Origin of the sequence: Arenibacter certesii DSM 19833 (assembly GCF_000429545.1) — a bacterium.
Lineage (GTDB): Bacteria > Bacteroidota > Bacteroidia > Flavobacteriales > Flavobacteriaceae > Arenibacter > Arenibacter certesii.
This window is the reverse complement of sequence record NZ_AUCB01000003.1, coordinates 37,611-54,354: the sequence shown is the minus strand read 5'-3', so window position 1 is coordinate 54,354 and position 16,744 is coordinate 37,611. Positions and strand designations below refer to the sequence as shown.

Sequence of the window (16,744 nt, the reverse complement as noted above, 5' to 3'; positions counted from 1 at the left end):
GAAATATGAGATATATCATCTAACATCCTATAATTTGACTAAAACCGGGTATATGTAGCCTTTATTTCAATGCTTTTTAAAAAATTTATTGCTACATTTCTCTTTTAATACCACCAAATGAAATTAAAAGACTATTTGCTTTCTGTAGAAGATTTTCCCGAGGAGGAACTAGACCAAATCTTATCTAGTTTTAAGCAGCAAGTCCTAAAAAAAAACACCATTGTTGCCAAAGCCGGATTAGTTTGCAATACGCTTTACTATATGGAAAAAGGGTTGGCACGCAGTTATTACAACAATGCGGAAGGTAAGGATATCACTGCTTGGTTCTTTAACGAAGGAAATTTTATGACCAGTATGGAAAGTTTTTTCCATAAAAAGAACAGCGCATACCACCTAGAACTTCTGGAGGATAGCCTCTTATACGCTATTTCTAAAGATGATTTGGATCAATTGTTTCTAAATTTCCCGCTAATGGAACGTTTCGGCAGAAAATTGGTGATAAAACTATTAGGAGATATGATGGGCAAGCTAAATGCCATTCAGTTTCAAACCGCCAAGGAACGTTATCTTTTTATGATCAACGAATATCCGGACCTCTACTACCGTGTACCGCTAGGACATATTGCGTCCTATCTTGGCATAACCCAAGAAACCCTAAGTAGGATAAGGGCAAAAAACTAAAGAAAGTTTAGTGAGCTTTAAATAAGCTGTTTAACCGCGTTTTTTGACCTATATCAAAGGAAGTACTAGTTAAACATGTTAATTTTGTAATGTAATTTATAAACCACTCACTTTTATGAACAAGGCAATACGTTTACTTACCCTGCTATTTGTATTTACTTTTACCCTGGGAAACAGTCTTTATGCTCAAAATCTTAGTGAAGAATTACAGCTGTTGATAACTGAGGCGAAAGCCAAGAACAGTACCATTAAGGTGAATAACCTAAATATGGAGCAAGCTAGTTTAGAGACTAAAACAGCTAGAAATACATTGCTTCCAAAAATCTACCTCAACGGTAGCTATACCCGTTTAAACGATGATATAACGTTTAATGAGGATATGGAATCGCTACTAGTAGGTACTCAAAAATTGCTTATTAAAGAAGCTATTGGAGTTCCCTTTAACGCTCCCTTTCCAGAGGGAATTCCCCTAACCGACATTCCTCCACTTCAGAAGAAGAATATCTTAAAATCTTCTGTAGATGTAGACTGGATTCTTTTTAGTGGGTTTCAGGTAAGCAACGCAATAAAGGCAAGTAAACACAAGTATAAATCTTTGGAAATCACCAACAAGATAGAGGAAGATAAAATAGTTCTTAAGACTATAGACCTATATGATAAACTGGGGTTGGCCATAAAATCGGAAGAGGTATTAAAAAGCATGGACCAGTATTTAGAAAAGCAGGATAAATTTGTTTCCACAGCCATAAAAAATGGTCTGGCAACTCCTATTGACCGACAAAAACTAAATCTTGCCAAGCAAAAATTAGCGACAAAGAAATTGGATGCCCAAAACCAACAAAAACTGGTTATCGCGGTATTACAACAATACACGGGTGCGTCACAAGCGTTTTTAAACAATCTCCAGCCAGATTTACTGCCATTTCCTATCAACGAAACAATGGAAAGTAAAAAACGTAAGGAAATTAATGCGTTGGAGGAGGCAGAACTGGCCACTTCCTATAAATCTAAAATGGAAAGGAATAATTTTATTCCCAAGATTGCTTTAAAAGGACATTACGAATTTATAGAGGACGACCTCTCCCTTTTAGAGCCAAAATGGTACGTTGGCGTTGGGGCTAAATGGAATGTTTTTGATGGGTTTGTTTCTAAACTGAAAAGCGACCAAACCAAGATAGAAGGACTAAAATATAGGGAACAGATCAATGAGGCCGAGGAGTTAATAGCGTTAAGCATTACCATGGCCCAACTATCCTTACAATCCGCCAAAGAAACGAGCCTAATGACCCAACAGGAAGTAGATTTAGCCGAAGCCAACTACGAGCTTACCAACAAACAGTACAAAAACGGACTAACCACGGTTAATGAAGTATTGGATGCCCTTACAGAGGTAGAAAAAGCAAAGTTCGATCTACAAAAATCGTATTATAATGAGCGGAAGGCAGCCATTGAGTTATTATACGCCAAGGGACAACTAACTTTTTAATATTACTGATAACAATATCAAATAAAAAAATCATGCATAAATCAATATTCATAGGATGTTTTGCCTCTTTATTTTTAATGGGTTGCAACAGTAACAAAGAAATTACCGATCTAAGGGGAAAAGTAAAGTTTGAGACCCTTTCCATAAGTAGTAAGTTGGCGGGACGAATAGCTGAAGTATATGTTACCGAAGGACAAAAAGTAAAGCAAGGAGATACCTTAGCACTCATAGACGTACCCGAAATAGGCGCAAAACTGTTTCAGGCAGATGGAGCCGTCCTCGCCGCTCAAGGACAATTGAACATGGCCAATAACGGTGCTACTACAGAACAATTGGAGCAGATAAAGAGTCAGGTAGAAGCCAGTAAAGCGCAATTGAAATTTGCTGAGGAATCCTTAAATAGGATGACTGCTATGTACAAAGATTCTTTGGTCACCGCCCAAGCGTTTGAAGAAACACAAATGAAGGTAGATATGGCTAGGGCACAGTTAAAAGCTATGGAAGCCAAGCAACAAGAAGTTACTGTAGGGACGCGCCAAGAACTTTTGGCACAAGCCAAGGGGCAATTAGATAGAGCTGAAGGTGCTAAAAAAGAAGTACTGATAGCTGCCGATGAAAAATACATCATTGCGCCTACAGACATGTCTATAGAGACCATTACTTTAAATCCAGGTGAACTGGCGAGCCCAGGGTATACCCTTTTTAATGGCTACCAGACCAATACAGTTTACTATAGGTTTACCGTTAGCGAATCCAAGATATATAATTATAAGATTGGGCAAACCCTTACCGTAGTGAATCCATACACCAATGAAGAGAGTCCTTCTAAAATTACGGCCATTAAGCAGTTGCCTAGGTATGCAGATATTACCAGCACCTCTCCCTTATATAAATTGGATGAGGCTATTTACGAACTAAAATTGGTTCCCGAAAATACATCACAGGAACAGCAGTTCTTTATTAATGCAACTGTACTTCTTAAATAAACCCTACACATGAAGCAATTTATCCATTTGGTAAAAGAGGAGTTCCGCCGCATATTTTCCAATGATGTGGTTATGGCCATATTCTTTGGTGCGCCTATCTTATACGGACTTATGTTTGGGTTTGTATATCAGCAGGCAAAAGTGTTGGACCTCCCTATTGTAATCATCGATCAGGACAATAGTCCTGCTTCGGACATGGTAATAGATGCCTTTAATGATAATGAGGTGTTATTGGTCAGTGATATTAGACCTCTTGCTGGAAATATCGCCCAGGAAATGCCTTATATGGGTTATGCAGCTGTAATTACTATCCCTTCTAATTTTGAAGCGGATCTACTTCAAAAACGATATCCAGAAATTAGGGTAGACCTAAATATGGGGAATATATTGAACGCCAATACGGCCAGTGTAAATATACAATCCGTACTATTGACCTTAAATGCGGGTATTGAAATATCTGGCCTACAACGACAAGGACTTGCACCAGAAGTTGCAGCCAAATCCTACGAGCCATTTAAGATCAATTTTAATAAGCTGTATAACTCTACAGGGAACTATGTAAGTTTTATGCTCCCAGGGCTATTGGGCGGTATCATGCAGCAGGTTATTTTTTTAGCTATGGCCCTAGTCTTTGCCAGAGATTTTGAAGATGGATATTTCTCTAAGCTTATAGATGTAAACCGATGGTCTATTTACCACGTAGCAGTAAAATCGACCCCATTTCTATTATTTATACCCGTGATGTGGCTTATTGTTAGTCGGTTTATACCATTCTTTAATATAGATGCGGATATATACAATCCTGCTATGTTTATATTGGTAGCGCTATTAAGTATAGCTTCCATGATGATTGGGATGTTATTTTCAGTGATGATCCCCAACCAATTAAAAGCCACGGAGCTATTGATGGTAATTTCTACTCCAGCTTTTGTATTGAGTGGGTTTACATGGCCTACCATGGCGATGCCAGATGCAATTGCCCATATAGCGCAATACATTCCTTTAACCCAATTCTTAAGCGGATTTAGAAAAGTAGCTGTTTACGGCGGCGGTATAGATGCGATTATGCCAGAAATAAAATGGCTTTTTATGATCGCCTTAGTCTGTTTTATAGCGATCCTAATTGCGCTACAGATCAAAATTAAATTGAAATTGAAAAAACAAGCATAAGAAAAGGGCCAATTACCGATTTTAGCCTAAAAATGAAAACTAGGTTTAATTAGAATTGGCACTTTAATGTATATGTTGAAATTGACCAAATTAGGATTTGACCACTTTTTAATTCTCTACCTTTTTGGCCTCTTTTCGCTGTTCTCTTTCCAATTTTCTAAAATACCTTCTAGTTAAGAAATTGTGCTTCAGCGCCTCGGTTACCCCGTTAAAATTTTGAACCCCTTGGGAAATGTTTTCTATGGTGGTTTCCAATTGATGGACCAAGGTTGTATCTGAAGCCAAATAATTAATGGCCCCTTTCCCCTGTTTAATCTCCCAGATTACCGAATTAAGGTTTATAGACATTTTTTGAATCTCCTGGCTCGAATTTTCTAGGTGGGCTATTATATTTCGCATTTTTTCGCCGGAGATAGAATCTTTTAAAAGTATCCCAGCAGTACTATTCTCCAAGTCTACTTGCTTAATAAGCTGATTCATTTCCATCATCACCCTATTAGCCTGCCAACTCGTATTTTTTAAATTGGTAATGGTTTGGTGTAGGTCCTCTGCCATTAGACTGTCATTAAGCAATCTTCCAAAAGTACCTTTGCCTTGTGTCAACGATCGGGAAACTTTTAGTAAGTCTTCTGTAAGCAAAGCAGCATTTTCATTGGTGAGACTAAGCGTGTTAAGCATATCTTGGGTAGCAACCTTACTTAAAGACTGTAATTCATCCCCCGGACCAATATGGGACGCCGATCCTTCTCCAGGTACAATGTTGATGAGCATACTACCCACCAGTCCATCCGAACCAATGGTTGCTACAGCATCTTTTCTAATATGATTCTGCATTTTTTCTTCAATAATCATGTGAATACGAATAACCGTATCGTTAATCATTTCGATTTTTTTAACGGTACCCACGTTAATACCCGAAAAACGTACATTGTTCCCAGATTGAACTCCGTTGGCATTTTTAAAAATGGCGCTTATAGGAATAGTTTTTCCAAACATATTCTGCTTGTTCCCAATTAAGTATGCGGCAACAACTAACAATACGGTACCAAAGACCACAAATATTCCAAGCTTTAAATTCTCTAATTTTGTTTTTGCCATAATCTTAATTTTTAAAAAATGCTTCCACTTTTGGATCCGTAGATTTAGATAGTTCGGCATAGGTCCCTTCTGCATAATTTATTCCATCAACAAGAAGAATCATACGATCCGATATCACTCTGGCACAATCCACATCATGAGTGATAATTAGGGAAGAAGTGCCGTATCTCTTCTGTACATTATGCATTAATTCTATGATCTCTTTGGAAGTTATAGGGTCTAAACCACTAGTAGGCTCATCATAGAGAATTACCTTAGGTTTTAGGATCAAGGTACGTGCCAGCGCCACCCTTCTTTTCATACCACCAGAGAGTTCGGACGGCATTAAATCTATAGTATGAGCCAAACCTACGTTTTCTAAGGCCTCTAATACCAAAGGTTTGGTATCCTTGCCCACCCCCAACTTCTTTTTATGTCTACGCATTGGAAATTCTAGATTTTCCCGAACCGTCATAGAGTCGTATAGCGCGCTACCCTGAAAAAGGAATCCGATATCTAACCGTAATTCATCCATTGCCTTACGGTTCAAGTTATTTATTTCCTTTCCTAATATCTTAACCGAACCACTATCGGGCGCTACTAGACCAACAATACATTTAATCATTACGGATTTACCGGAACCAGATTTACCCATGATTACCAAATTACCACCTTCTTTTAAAGTCAAGTTAAATCCATTTAACACATGGTTATCCCCAAAACTTTTTCGTAGGTCTTTAATTTCTATAACCGACTTTCCATAGTCCGATTTCTCTTCTGAAAGTTTCATCTTGTCCCGGATTTTCATATCTAAATCATAATTCATAAAAAATGTCTGTGATAATTACAGCGATAAAGTCCACAAGGAATAACAGTAAAGATGCCATAACCACTGCTGTATTGGCTGCCACACCAACGCCGGCCGTTCCTTTTTTACAATAATATCCTTTGTAACTGCCTACTAATCCAATTATAAAACCAAAAAAGAAGGATTTAATGGTAGCGGGTACTAGGTCTGAAAAGCTTAATGCATTAAAAACAGTATTAAAATAAAGCTGAAAAGAAACTCCCCCTTTTATATTTTCAAGTAAGGCAGAGCCAAATAACGCTAACAAATCTCCGAAAACAACTAGGAGCGGTAACATAAGAGTGGTGGCCAATATTCGTGTGACCACTAAATATTTAAAGGGATTAGTGCCTGAGACTTCCATTGCATCTATTTGTTCTGTTACCCGCATAGATCCCAACTCTGCCCCAATCCCCGAAGCAATTCTTCCTGCACAGATCAAGGCAGTAATAACAGGCCCTACCTCTCGTACTATAGAAATCCCCACCATGTTTGGCATCCAAGAAACTGCCCCAAACTGAATTAATGTAGGTCTGGACTGCAAGGTGAGCACCAAACCGATTATAAAACCAGTAATGCCCACCAAGAACAAGGATCTATTCCCCATCTGATAACATTGGCGTAACAGCTCCTTAAATTCAAAAGGGGGTTTTAGGGCCTCCTTAAAAAATCGTGCTGCAAAATAGGAGAGATCGCCAGTCTCTATGAAGAATTGTTTTATGCGATTAATCATGTATTACATGGAATTCATTTCTAGATCTGTTCCTATCTGTTCTCTCAAAGATACAGCAAAGATGGAAGCGCCCTAATGACCAAAATCATAGGGATATACATGAAGAATAGCATGATCGGGAAAGTCAAAACTAGGAAGGGCGTATTTAGAGAAGCTGAGCTAGTAGATACGCTAGCCAATTAGCTGTCCTTATTTCTACTGTGAAAATAAAAATGCCTTGTAAATATAATAATTTACAAGGCACAATAGTTTTTAATTATGTATGCAAAGTCAATAATAGGCGTACTACCTAATAAGATATTAGTCGGTGATATTAATTACTCTACAGAATCTTTAAGATCCTCCAAGGATCCTTTGTTCCGTACATCTGTTTTAATAATCTCTCTTTGTTCATTTAATAGATGGCTAAGACCTACAGGTAAGGTTTTATAGTCTAGCACATCATCATATTCCTCTATTGCTGCCTTATCGCCACGAATAGCTTCATTTAACATGGATCTATCGTCTTCTCCAGCGAATAGTGTCTTAACGTCCATCCATGCCCTATGTAGGTTCCCCATAAACGAGCCTTCAATATCCATATTTGGAAATCCAGTTTGGATTTCGGCGAATAGTCTTTCATTAAAGTCTTTCCTATCGGCGGACTTTTTCAAGAAATATTCCTTTACCGTTTGGTCCTTAGCGTTTTCGGCTGCCTTTGCAAAGCCTTTTTGGGCATCCCTGTTCTTTTGAAGTATTTCCCTTATTTCGCTGAAAATTTTATCTTTTTCTGTTTCCATATTTCTCCATTTTAGCATTCATTAATTTGTGAAATTTAAATCGGCTGCAATCATTCAATTAGCTTGCTTCAAATTCATCTTATTCTAATTTATGAGTCTTGCCTAAGGCGTAAAGATCAATGCGGCATATCCGGGAATATTTATTTTTCCGGTAAATGGTTTTTGATCTGTAGAAAACTCCATCAATTCGGGATCATACACCTGCTTATCGGATAAATCGTCATCGTATTCTTTCGCCACGCTATTGATTCTCAAATTCCACTGCGTATCATCGTCCAACCCAATACCATAATCCCCTCGCTCTTGATTTCCAAAATTCAGCACTGTCAACACACGATCCTCTTGGTTTGTTCCGCGTATATAAGCCAAAATCTTTGTTTCCTGATTAAAGTGTACAATGGAGATATCTTGGGTGCGTAATCCTGCCCCCCCTTCAATTGCTCCGGTACGCAACTTTATAAGGTCACCAACGAGTCTTGTGATACCGCCATGCCTTTCTTGTTTATTCCAATCTAGCTCCTTAGTATCCTGAAAGTATTCATCCTCAATAAATTCTTGTCCTTGAAAAATCATTGGTATGCCTGGTGCCGTCAGAGTAAGGACAATTCCTAATAGTGCACGTTTTTTGGCAAAACCACTTTCGGCATCTCCTGGTTGTACTTCTTCAGGCACCCGAGCCTTTCCATTTGCTACCTCATCATGAGATTCCGTATAAATAACACGCTTAAAGGCATCCCCACTATACTGATATTGCAAAGCGTCTACAATTTTTTGTAAATCCCTAGAATCGTCGTGAGTATCTATGAGCACCTCTCTAACAGGATGTACAAAATTCATATCCCATTGGGTACCATAACCAATGCCGCCGTCTTCAATAGGGTCTGTTACTAAATCATGCCCTTTTAGGTCTTCAGCTATAATTATCACTTTAGGAAATTTTTCTTGCAACTCCGCGTTTATTTCGCGCATCATTAAATTGCCCTCATCTATGGCAACATCATCACCCAGACCGCCCCCTTCAAACCTTATGTAGGAAGTAGCATCCAGCCGAAGTCCATCACAACGGTATTTTTCTATCCACATTAACGCATTATCTCGCAGGTATTGTCGCACTTCTGGTCTCCCATAATCCGGACGTGTATCCCCCCACGGAGTGGTACTCCTATAGTCGTTATAGAAGTAAATACCGCCCTTATCGTTCTCGCTCCAACCGTCAAACTGCCATAAATCTACATCGGAGGGGCCTAGATGATTATAGACTACATCCATGATAATACCAATACCCGATAAATGCGCCTGTTTTACCAGCTCGGCCAACCCTTCTGGGCCCCCATAATCTTGTTCTATTGCGAAGGGATGTGCCGGATTATATCCCCAAGAAATCCCCCCAGCAAATTCGGCGACTGGCAACAATTCAATACAATTAATCCCAAGTTCCTTAAGATATGGCAACTTATCAATGACATCTGAAAAAGTGCCTACAGCATCCTTATCTGTTCTATTAAAAGTGCCTACATGTAATTCATATATGACCAATTCATTAAAAGACGGCAATTCAAAATGATCTCCCTCCCAGTCAAAATCAAGGTTTCTTATTATAGAATTTCCGTTGCTATTGGTAACCTCAAAAGCGTAGGGATCGTTTCGCTCTAATGTCTGTTCACCATTACAAATTAGATATTTATATTCGTCTCGGATTTTAGCTTGGTCGGTAACCGCTGCCCAATATCCATTTTCTTCCATTTCCATCTCAAGATCATCCCGTTTCCATTCATTAAAGTCCCCTATTACGAAAACCTTATCAGCATTAGGTGCCCAAACCCTAAAAGTGGTGACCCCATCTTTGAGTACAGCTCCCATACCCTGTGATTTTTCAATAGACATATTCATGATCTAAGATTTAAGATGAATCAGATAAATATATGATTCCATTTTAAAACAAATTTATTCTCTTCTTTTAAGGAAATCTTCATTGAGGTTATATATTACTACCCCAAAAAGATTAAGTCTTGACTCTAAATGGAAAGAAGTTTTTTAGTTGATTAAGTTGAGTTGTTTTAAACCTATACCCATAATTATATCAAACCTTTTTTACAGTTGCTGAACAGCGCATTTTATTTGATATCTCTACCTACTTTTTTAATTTGTATAATTTCAGTTACTCCAATAAAACGTGATTCCAACCAAATAAATAATTCGTTTTATAAGAGCAACAACTGTCTCCCGTATGGTGAATGGTCAATTCCCATTATTTCAAGAGGTTAGTGTTAAAAAGAATAGATAGCATATCCCAAATGTAAAACTGAGTGAAATGGCTATTAAAAAACCCAACACAATATTCCTTAAAATTGGAATTGGAGTTATTTCACAACTCGTAACACGCCGGTTACCCATCTGGGAAAAGCAAGAGAATAGAAAAATAGCAAGTCTAATTACACTACATAGATCAACTTAAAAAAGTCCTCTTTAATATGTTCTAGGTGAAGAAATTCTTCATGTCTTCATGTTTAAAGTATAACTCCTTGAAACTTATCCTAATATAGAATGTGCGATATTTGAAGTAGTTATGAGCTACCAGTACTTTTATAATACACTAAAATTAAAAAATGTGGGGTTAGGTAAACTTCATGATATGCGAAGTAATAGAAATCCTGTATGCATATTTTGCTACTAGATTTGTTCACCCCGCAGGTGAATTAGTAAACTTTCCTATTTCCGTTGTATCTTAGTAACGGGAACCAACAGGAGAAAACATTCAGGAATTACCGGTAAACGAAATAAGTCCCGACTCCATACAGTGCACTTGCAAATTAATTGGTTTCCAAAATAGTTGGCAAAAAAAATACCAGCTTTGGCCACACTTAAATTTTTTATATAAATGACAGATTTTGAGTTATTTGAACCTAATAACTGGTTAGAACTACAAGCATTCCTATTCAAGGAAAAAGATGAAAAAATAGATCGGTATCGATCTTCATATGCGTATAGGGGCGTTTATAATGCCCAATTTGGATTAGAGACAAGTCTACAGCGATTAGGAAGAATACCTTCTAAAGTAGAGGGAACTATGATTAGAAACTTTAAGAAGTACTCGCCAATAAACACGCTCATCGATGATTATAACAACCTTTGGAACTGGATTTCCTTGGGGCAACACCACGGACTTCCTACAAGACTAATAGACTGGACTCACTCTCCAAATGTTGCGCTGCATTTTTTAACGGAGGACATGAGTACCTATAATATGGACGGTGCCATTTGGATGGTAAACTATGTTGCGCTTAGAGAGTATCTTCCTGAGGAGCTTAAAACGCCTATTCTGGGTAAAGATATGTTCTATTTTAGCTCAATGGAACTGAAACAAAATATAGGTAATTCCCTAGAGGAACTGTATGACTTCTCAAGCAGGAACACTAATACTATGATATTTTTTGAACCCCCCTCTCTTGATGATCGAATTATAAACCAATTTGCCCTTTTTTCGTTTATGCTAGATCCCGATTCTAGTCCATTGGAGTGGCTTAAAAACCACCCTCAATACTTGAAAAAGGTGATTATTCCTGCTGAATTAAAGTGGGAAATAAGGGATAAACTCGATCAAGCAAATATAACTGAAAGAATTATTTATCCCGGTTTGGAAGGGATTTCAAGGTGGCTAAAAAGATGGTATAGCGATAAAAATAACATCAATCCGTAGAGTAGTTACGAGTCTGTTTAATTTCATAAACCTCCATTATCTTAAAGGGCTGAGTGTTATCCCTTTTTCATTTCGATCACATCTCCTTTTTAGCTCAACAAGGTACTTATTTTGCTATAATAGTACTTTTGAAAATTTAGGTTATAGACAAAATTAAATGATGAACCTTGTGATTAGGTTTATCTTTAATATTACGGGCTAACCCTTACTACCCATTTGGTTGATGAAGCAATAGTCTCCTCAAAATTAGATGTTTAACTTTTTATTTGTATCTTAAAGGCTATACATTTATGAACTCATAATATCTTTTTATGGAAACACAACTACAACGATTCGCCGATACGGTTACTGATTATCTACCAAGCCTTTTAGGTGCTATTTTAGTTTTACTAATTGGTTGGTTAATTGCTAAATTTTTTCAGAAATTGATTACAAAACTACTGGATCGAACCAAGTTAGGGAATAAGGTAATGGATGAAGAGCATTCCAAAAGCACCAGCCATTTTTTGGGAAAAATAGTGTATTACCTTATAATGGTAATTGTACTACTAATGACGCTAGAAATATTGGAAGTAAGTGCCGTTCTAGATCCCCTTAAAAATATGTTGAATAAATTTTTGTCTTTCATTCCAAATTTAATTGGCGCGGTGCTAATTGGATTTATTGGGTATTTATTGGCAAAATTTGTTTCAAGCCTTATCTCTATGGGAGGCAATTTTATTGATAATTTGATAGATAAAACGGGGTTTAAGGATACAGACATGCTCGTGAACATCCTTCAAAAAGTAGTCTTCATTATTATATTTATTCCATTTTTAATCCAGGCTTTCAATGCTTTGCAAATGAATGCAATATCTGGACCGGCAAACGAAATCCTCTATAAATTTACAGACTTAATTGGCGAAATAATTATTGCTGCTCTTATCCTTATCATTTTTATTTGGGGTGGAAAATATTTAGCGTCGTTTTTAAGCGATCTTTTCAAAAGCTTAGGCCTTGATAAAGCTGCTGAAAAAATTAAAATTCAGAATATGATTGGGGCAAATCAGTCCTTATCTACACTTTTAGCAAATCTTATTTATTTTTTCATTGTATTTTTTGGAGTAATCACCGCCGTCGCCATTTTAGGGCTAGATCAATTAACTTATATTTTAAATGAAATTCTTGCGTTGACAGGACAAATTCTTTTTGGACTGGTCATAATAGCCATTGGTAATTATATTTCAATGATTATTTACAACACCATGAAAGAGTCCAATAACAATAATTTTATTGCCGGTGTTGTACGTGCGGCATCATTGGCCTTATTCATTGCCATTGCATTACGTACAATGGGAATTGCCAATGAGATTGTTGAGTTGGCATTTGGCCTTATTTTGGGGGCCATTGCAGTAGCGGTTGCATTAAGCTATGGACTTGGAGGAAGAGCTGCTGCTGGAGAACATTTTAAGGAAATTATTGACAAAATGCGCGACAAAAATAGCGAGCAATTACCTACAGATCCGTCTAAAGATATAAAAGATGGGGATAGACCAATATAGTAAAATCACATTAAGAGAGGAAATAACATTTAACCATTTCAGCGTCCAACAAAGTGAGTAAACATACTATTTAAAACTCCAAGAAATATAATTTTCACAAACAAGCCGTCTCAAAATCTGAGTCGGCTTTTTCATATCCCACATATCTAGATCCTTATTTATCAAACAAAAGCCGATGAGAAATCGGACGGAGAAACCCAATTATAAATTGACGTAAAAGACGGAACATTAAAATCCCCATTAGTGAATTAGAAAGTCCATTAGTTGTTTTACTTCTGTATCCAATAATGGGTGATTAACCACTTTCAATATATCTTTTGGATGTAGGGCTACTAGGCTGAGCAAATTGTAATAAGGTAAGCTCCCTGGTACACTATAGAAAGCTTCCTCAGGATCAAAGTATTCCTGTGTGATGCTTGATGGGCCAGATACATACCGGTTAGCTACTACTGATTTGTTAAAAGGGTTTCTAAGCGATATATAATGAAGGAAGCTAGAACTAGTTGAGTGTTCTATTAAAGCATGTAATTTCCTATTTTTATTTCGGGGATCACCATGGATAAACTGCACTAGTAAATCTATCGATTCTGCCTGAATACCTACTATGCTTTTACCTATTAAATTAGCCCCGAACAGATAATTAAAGGACACTTGTTGGATAATTCCATCACCTACAAACTCGAGATTATTTAGTTCTCCAATTCCGGGAAGGTCTGCCGAAACTACCGTATAGCCCTGATTCATCAATTCTCTGGTAATTATACTCTCAAATATTATTTCCTTTCCTTTTGGATGTAGCCATAATAGTACTTTATTAGCATTGGAATCACTTTTTGAAGCAACATACACCGGTAAAACATAATCCCCTTTACTATTCTCCAAAAAATACTTCTCTACTTCTATCCTATTTTTAGCAATTTTTCCTGTAAACACTGCCGATGTTAAATTTCTGTCCAATTTAATTCCCGATAATCTTGATAGATGTTCCGATACTGAAGATTCTGAAATGCTTTTCCTGCTACCATACATTTGGTTTAGAGCATATACCGTTTTACCTTTTAACGAGGAGGAAACTTGACCAGTTGTTGTTGACCAAAGTTCTTCTACATGGAAGGGTTCTATTTCAACATCAGTACTATCTCCTGGCAAGGATAAGTGCTTCTGAAAAAAACTGTACATGGCCATCCTGTTTAATTTGGTAGATTCATGCCTCCCCATATCCTCCACCATTTCAATATTATCTCCTTTTCCCAGTGCTGAATATGAATTTTTTACCTCAGCAAATGTTTCACGTGCTCCGTGAATACTAAAAAAATCATTAACAGTAGTGATAATCAGGCTTGGTTTAGGCATCCGAGCATGTAAGAAATCAGGGTGATCAATTCCTTTCGAAATGCCATTATACAAATTCTGCTAGGCATCTTGAATTCCAATGGATTGCAACAGCCGCTTATAGTTTGTAATAAAGGCTTCGGGTGCCGCTGCATAAATACGTTCGTCACAGGCGGCGATCATAGCTGTTTGCGTACCTCCACCGGACCTTCCCGTAATTCCGATGCGTGAAATATCAACCTCAGGTCTAGTATAAAGGTAATCCACTGCCCTTATCCCATCCCATATAAAATAATCCGATAGTGAGGTTCCCCATAACAACGTTTGGGCACCCGCATAGGAATGCTCCTGTGTAGGGCCTCCAATCTTAGATTTACTTGTTTTTGCATTGAGGTATTGTAATCTTTCTCCTTGTCCAATAGGATCATAGGCCAATACAATAAAGCCTTTAGAAACCAAATTTAGAATAACATGTTGGTAGCCTTCACTTCTAAAGCCAAGGTCAGTATGTCCCGAAGTATAAATAAGTGCAGGTGCAGGGTCCTGTCTATGGTTAGGAAGAAACAGGGAGGCAGTAACATAAAACCCTGGATGGGACTCAAAAAGAATATTCTCTACCTTAAAATCGTCACGTTCTATAGTTCCCGTAACTTGCGGATTAAGCGGTGTTTTCTCGAATTTGGAAAGAGGTGCAATTAACAACTTTTTTATGCTATCCCGATAAGATATCCAATCCGATTTTGTCTTTAGCCCGTCAATCCTTTCTTGCCTCTTTTCCAGATGTAGAAATACCTCATTATTGGTTATCCGTTGTAAGGCATCGTCATGAGATTTATATGAAATCCAATCAGCAGTTTTCCCTCGGTTTATATGAAAAACCGACTCCACAGGAGTTTGAGCGTTTAATACACCATCAACAAATAGAAGGCATAGAAAAAATAGGCTAAACCTTAAATTCCTTGTTGAAAAGAGCACCATGTCTATGTAGTTATTGGTTAATTGGATATTTGTTTATCACCTCCACCTAGTTCACTGTAAAATGCAATTTTTTAAATATAAGTGTAGTGCTAAACCGCTTATAAACGTCCCCTATGAGGTGAGCTTGAAGTTGCTGACCATCTCACTACCAATAAATATAAGTAAAAGTTAAGAGAAGGATAGCGTATAATTGGCTATAATTAGGTTGCAGATGCTTTAAAATAACGCTTCTAATGAAATAAACGAAGAGGAAATACTGCTTTGTACTTCCATTCCAACAAAAGCATGTACTTTTAATGGGCAAAGCAAGAAACACCACAGGTTTTAGTACTTGGTGTATTTGCAGTCAATTAATCAAATTAATGTCCAAACCATTTTTCATCTTTTGTATGATTTTCTTACAAAGTCAACTTTTTTCACCTTTAGGTGCCCAAGTTTTTTTTGAGGATTTTAGGGAGTCGGAAGTAGATACTGACAAATGGAATATTCTTAATCTTAAATGGGGCGAAAATATCTCTAAAGAATCACATGGTGGGGTTGTTCCGGAAAATGTATATATCCAAAATGGTAATCTTGTGATTCGTGCTTTGGGAGACTATTACCAAGGAGATATTAAAGGCCATGGACAAAACACTAAAATAGGCGGTGCCCTAAGTACCAAGAAAAAATTTACTTCCGGAAGCTATGAGGTCAGGGCAAAGATCTGTTCCCAACTAGGAGCCTTATCTGCTTTTTGGACCTATTATTATGAAAATGAGGAGTACAATCACGAGATCGATTTTGAATTTCCTGGACATAACCAACATCCTTTTAAACCGGAGGATTCCGATTTAGATTGGGGCTTATTGTCTAACTGGCGTGGAGTTGCCGATGACCACCAAAACACCGCTGACATTTATATTGGCGACCAAACTGACGGCGAATTTCACCTTTATCGATTTGACTGGTATTCCGGGTCAGAAACCGAACAACCTAGAATAGAATGGTATTATGACGATAAGCTGATCCATCAATCCTTTGAACATATCCCAGAACATGCCGCCGAGTTTTCTATAGGCATCTGGTTTCCGTGGTGGATAGGCAAGAGTAATTTCGATATCGATTATATGTATATAGATTGGGTGAAAATTATTCCTTTTGAATAATGATCCTCAGTATGGGGTGATCAAGAGAGTCTTCCTATACAGACTGAAGACCATTTTTGTATAAACACGATAATTGGTCATGATTCTACCTAACCTCTATAAACAAAAAAACCCCCTAAATAAGGGGGTTTCGTGGTCCCACCTGGACTACTCGCTAACTTCTACTCACTTAAATTGCTTAATCTCCGCTATAATTGACTATATTTAGTATTCAGATATAAATTTTAATTCGATATAATCCATTTAAATCCAAAATTGTTGCCCTATTGGTAGCCCCCTTTTACTTGTTTAA

Annotated in this window: 14 protein-coding genes; 7 read left to right on the top strand and 7 right to left on the bottom strand. The window is 37.4% G+C overall.

The genetic code is table 11. The annotated features are described in order from the left end of the window. Nucleotides 1–117: 117 nt before the first annotated feature. From G466_RS0100220 to G466_RS0100205, 4 genes are all read left to right on the top strand, one after another. On the top strand, nucleotides 118–681 hold the full coding sequence (locus G466_RS0100220; protein ID WP_026808769.1) for a Crp/Fnr family transcriptional regulator: 564 nt from the start codon (nucleotides 118–120) through the stop codon (nucleotides 679–681). Between the two features lie 115 nt (nucleotides 682–796). After that, nucleotides 797–2,167 carry a TolC family protein gene (locus G466_RS0100215; RefSeq protein ID WP_026811817.1) on the top strand — a complete coding sequence of 457 codons (1,371 nt, stop codon included), beginning with the start codon at nucleotides 797–799 and terminating at the stop codon, nucleotides 2,165–2,167. 32 nt (nucleotides 2,168–2,199) lie between these two features. After that, nucleotides 2,200–3,153, top strand: a complete 954-nt coding sequence (locus G466_RS0100210; RefSeq protein WP_026811816.1) for an HlyD family secretion protein — start codon at nucleotides 2,200–2,202, stop codon at nucleotides 3,151–3,153. A 9-nt stretch (nucleotides 3,154–3,162) separates the two neighbouring features. Then, a complete protein-coding gene (locus G466_RS0100205) occupies nucleotides 3,163–4,323 on the top strand; it encodes an ABC transporter permease (RefSeq protein WP_026811815.1) in 1,161 nt (386 codons plus the stop codon). Nucleotides 4,324–4,431: 108 nt separating this feature from the next. Here G466_RS0100205 and G466_RS0100200 read toward each other — a convergent pair whose 3' ends face one another. The 5 genes from G466_RS0100200 to G466_RS0100180 form a co-directional block, all read right to left on the bottom strand. Beyond that, a complete protein-coding gene (locus G466_RS0100200; RefSeq protein ID WP_026811814.1) occupies nucleotides 4,432–5,421 on the bottom strand; it encodes an MlaD family protein in 990 nt (329 codons plus the stop codon). A gap of 4 nt (nucleotides 5,422–5,425) precedes the next feature. After that, nucleotides 5,426–6,190, bottom strand: a complete 765-nt coding sequence (locus G466_RS0100195; protein WP_026811813.1) for an ABC transporter ATP-binding protein — start codon at nucleotides 6,188–6,190, stop codon at nucleotides 5,426–5,428. Between the two features lie 25 nt (nucleotides 6,191–6,215). Next, on the bottom strand, nucleotides 6,216–6,980 hold the full coding sequence (locus G466_RS0100190) for an MlaE family ABC transporter permease (protein WP_026811812.1): 765 nt from the start codon (nucleotides 6,978–6,980) through the stop codon (nucleotides 6,216–6,218). Between the two features lie 317 nt (nucleotides 6,981–7,297). Then, nucleotides 7,298–7,759 carry a ferritin-like domain-containing protein gene (locus G466_RS0100185; protein ID WP_026811811.1) on the bottom strand — a complete coding sequence of 154 codons (462 nt, stop codon included), beginning with the start codon at nucleotides 7,757–7,759 and terminating at the stop codon, nucleotides 7,298–7,300. A gap of 102 nt (nucleotides 7,760–7,861) precedes the next feature. After that, nucleotides 7,862–9,649: an alpha-amylase family glycosyl hydrolase gene (locus G466_RS0100180; RefSeq protein ID WP_026811810.1), complete on the bottom strand. Its 1,788-nt coding sequence runs from the start codon at nucleotides 9,647–9,649 to the stop codon at nucleotides 7,862–7,864. Nucleotides 9,650–10,637: 988 nt separating this feature from the next. Between G466_RS0100180 and G466_RS0100175 the strand changes: the two genes are divergently transcribed. Then, nucleotides 10,638–11,456, top strand: a complete 819-nt coding sequence (locus G466_RS0100175; RefSeq protein ID WP_026811809.1) for an FRG domain-containing protein — start codon at nucleotides 10,638–10,640, stop codon at nucleotides 11,454–11,456. Between the two features lie 311 nt (nucleotides 11,457–11,767). After that, complete coding sequence (locus G466_RS21190) at nucleotides 11,768–12,997, top strand: mechanosensitive ion channel (RefSeq protein ID WP_051315466.1); 1,230 nt, start codon at nucleotides 11,768–11,770, stop codon at nucleotides 12,995–12,997. A 240-nt stretch (nucleotides 12,998–13,237) separates the two neighbouring features. Here G466_RS21190 and G466_RS23000 read toward each other — a convergent pair whose 3' ends face one another. Next, complete coding sequence (locus tag G466_RS23000; protein ID WP_051315465.1) at nucleotides 13,238–14,350, bottom strand: hypothetical protein; 1,113 nt, start codon at nucleotides 14,348–14,350, stop codon at nucleotides 13,238–13,240. A gap of 60 nt (nucleotides 14,351–14,410) precedes the next feature. Then, nucleotides 14,411–15,217: an alpha/beta hydrolase family protein gene (locus G466_RS21185; protein WP_169720726.1), complete on the bottom strand. Its 807-nt coding sequence runs from the start codon at nucleotides 15,215–15,217 to the stop codon at nucleotides 14,411–14,413. Nucleotides 15,218–15,696: 479 nt separating this feature from the next. Between G466_RS21185 and G466_RS0100160 the strand changes: the two genes are divergently transcribed. Next, nucleotides 15,697–16,452 carry a glycoside hydrolase family 16 protein gene (locus G466_RS0100160; RefSeq protein WP_026811808.1) on the top strand — a complete coding sequence of 252 codons (756 nt, stop codon included), beginning with the start codon at nucleotides 15,697–15,699 and terminating at the stop codon, nucleotides 16,450–16,452. Nucleotides 16,453–16,744 lie beyond the last annotated feature (292 nt).

Coding starts and splice junctions, on each gene's coding strand:
- G466_RS0100220 (WP_026808769.1), top strand. CDS start 118: ATGAAATTAAAAGACTATTTGCTTTCTGTAGAAGATTTTCCCGAGGAG.
- G466_RS0100215 (WP_026811817.1), top strand. CDS start 797: ATGAACAAGGCAATACGTTTACTTACCCTGCTATTTGTATTTACTTTT.
- G466_RS0100210 (WP_026811816.1), top strand. CDS start 2,200: ATGCATAAATCAATATTCATAGGATGTTTTGCCTCTTTATTTTTAATG.
- G466_RS0100205 (WP_026811815.1), top strand. CDS start 3,163: ATGAAGCAATTTATCCATTTGGTAAAAGAGGAGTTCCGCCGCATATTT.
- G466_RS0100200 (WP_026811814.1), bottom strand. CDS start 5,421: ATGGCAAAAACAAAATTAGAGAATTTAAAGCTTGGAATATTTGTGGTC.
- G466_RS0100195 (WP_026811813.1), bottom strand. CDS start 6,190: ATGAAACTTTCAGAAGAGAAATCGGACTATGGAAAGTCGGTTATAGAA.
- G466_RS0100190 (WP_026811812.1), bottom strand. CDS start 6,980: ATGATTAATCGCATAAAACAATTCTTCATAGAGACTGGCGATCTCTCC.
- G466_RS0100185 (WP_026811811.1), bottom strand. CDS start 7,759: ATGGAAACAGAAAAAGATAAAATTTTCAGCGAAATAAGGGAAATACTT.
- G466_RS0100180 (WP_026811810.1), bottom strand. CDS start 9,649: ATGAATATGTCTATTGAAAAATCACAGGGTATGGGAGCTGTACTCAAA.
- G466_RS0100175 (WP_026811809.1), top strand. CDS start 10,638: ATGACAGATTTTGAGTTATTTGAACCTAATAACTGGTTAGAACTACAA.
- G466_RS21190 (WP_051315466.1), top strand. CDS start 11,768: ATGGAAACACAACTACAACGATTCGCCGATACGGTTACTGATTATCTA.
- G466_RS23000 (WP_051315465.1), bottom strand. CDS start 14,350: ATGCCTAAACCAAGCCTGATTATCACTACTGTTAATGATTTTTTTAGT.
- G466_RS0100160 (WP_026811808.1), top strand. CDS start 15,697: ATGATTTTCTTACAAAGTCAACTTTTTTCACCTTTAGGTGCCCAAGTT.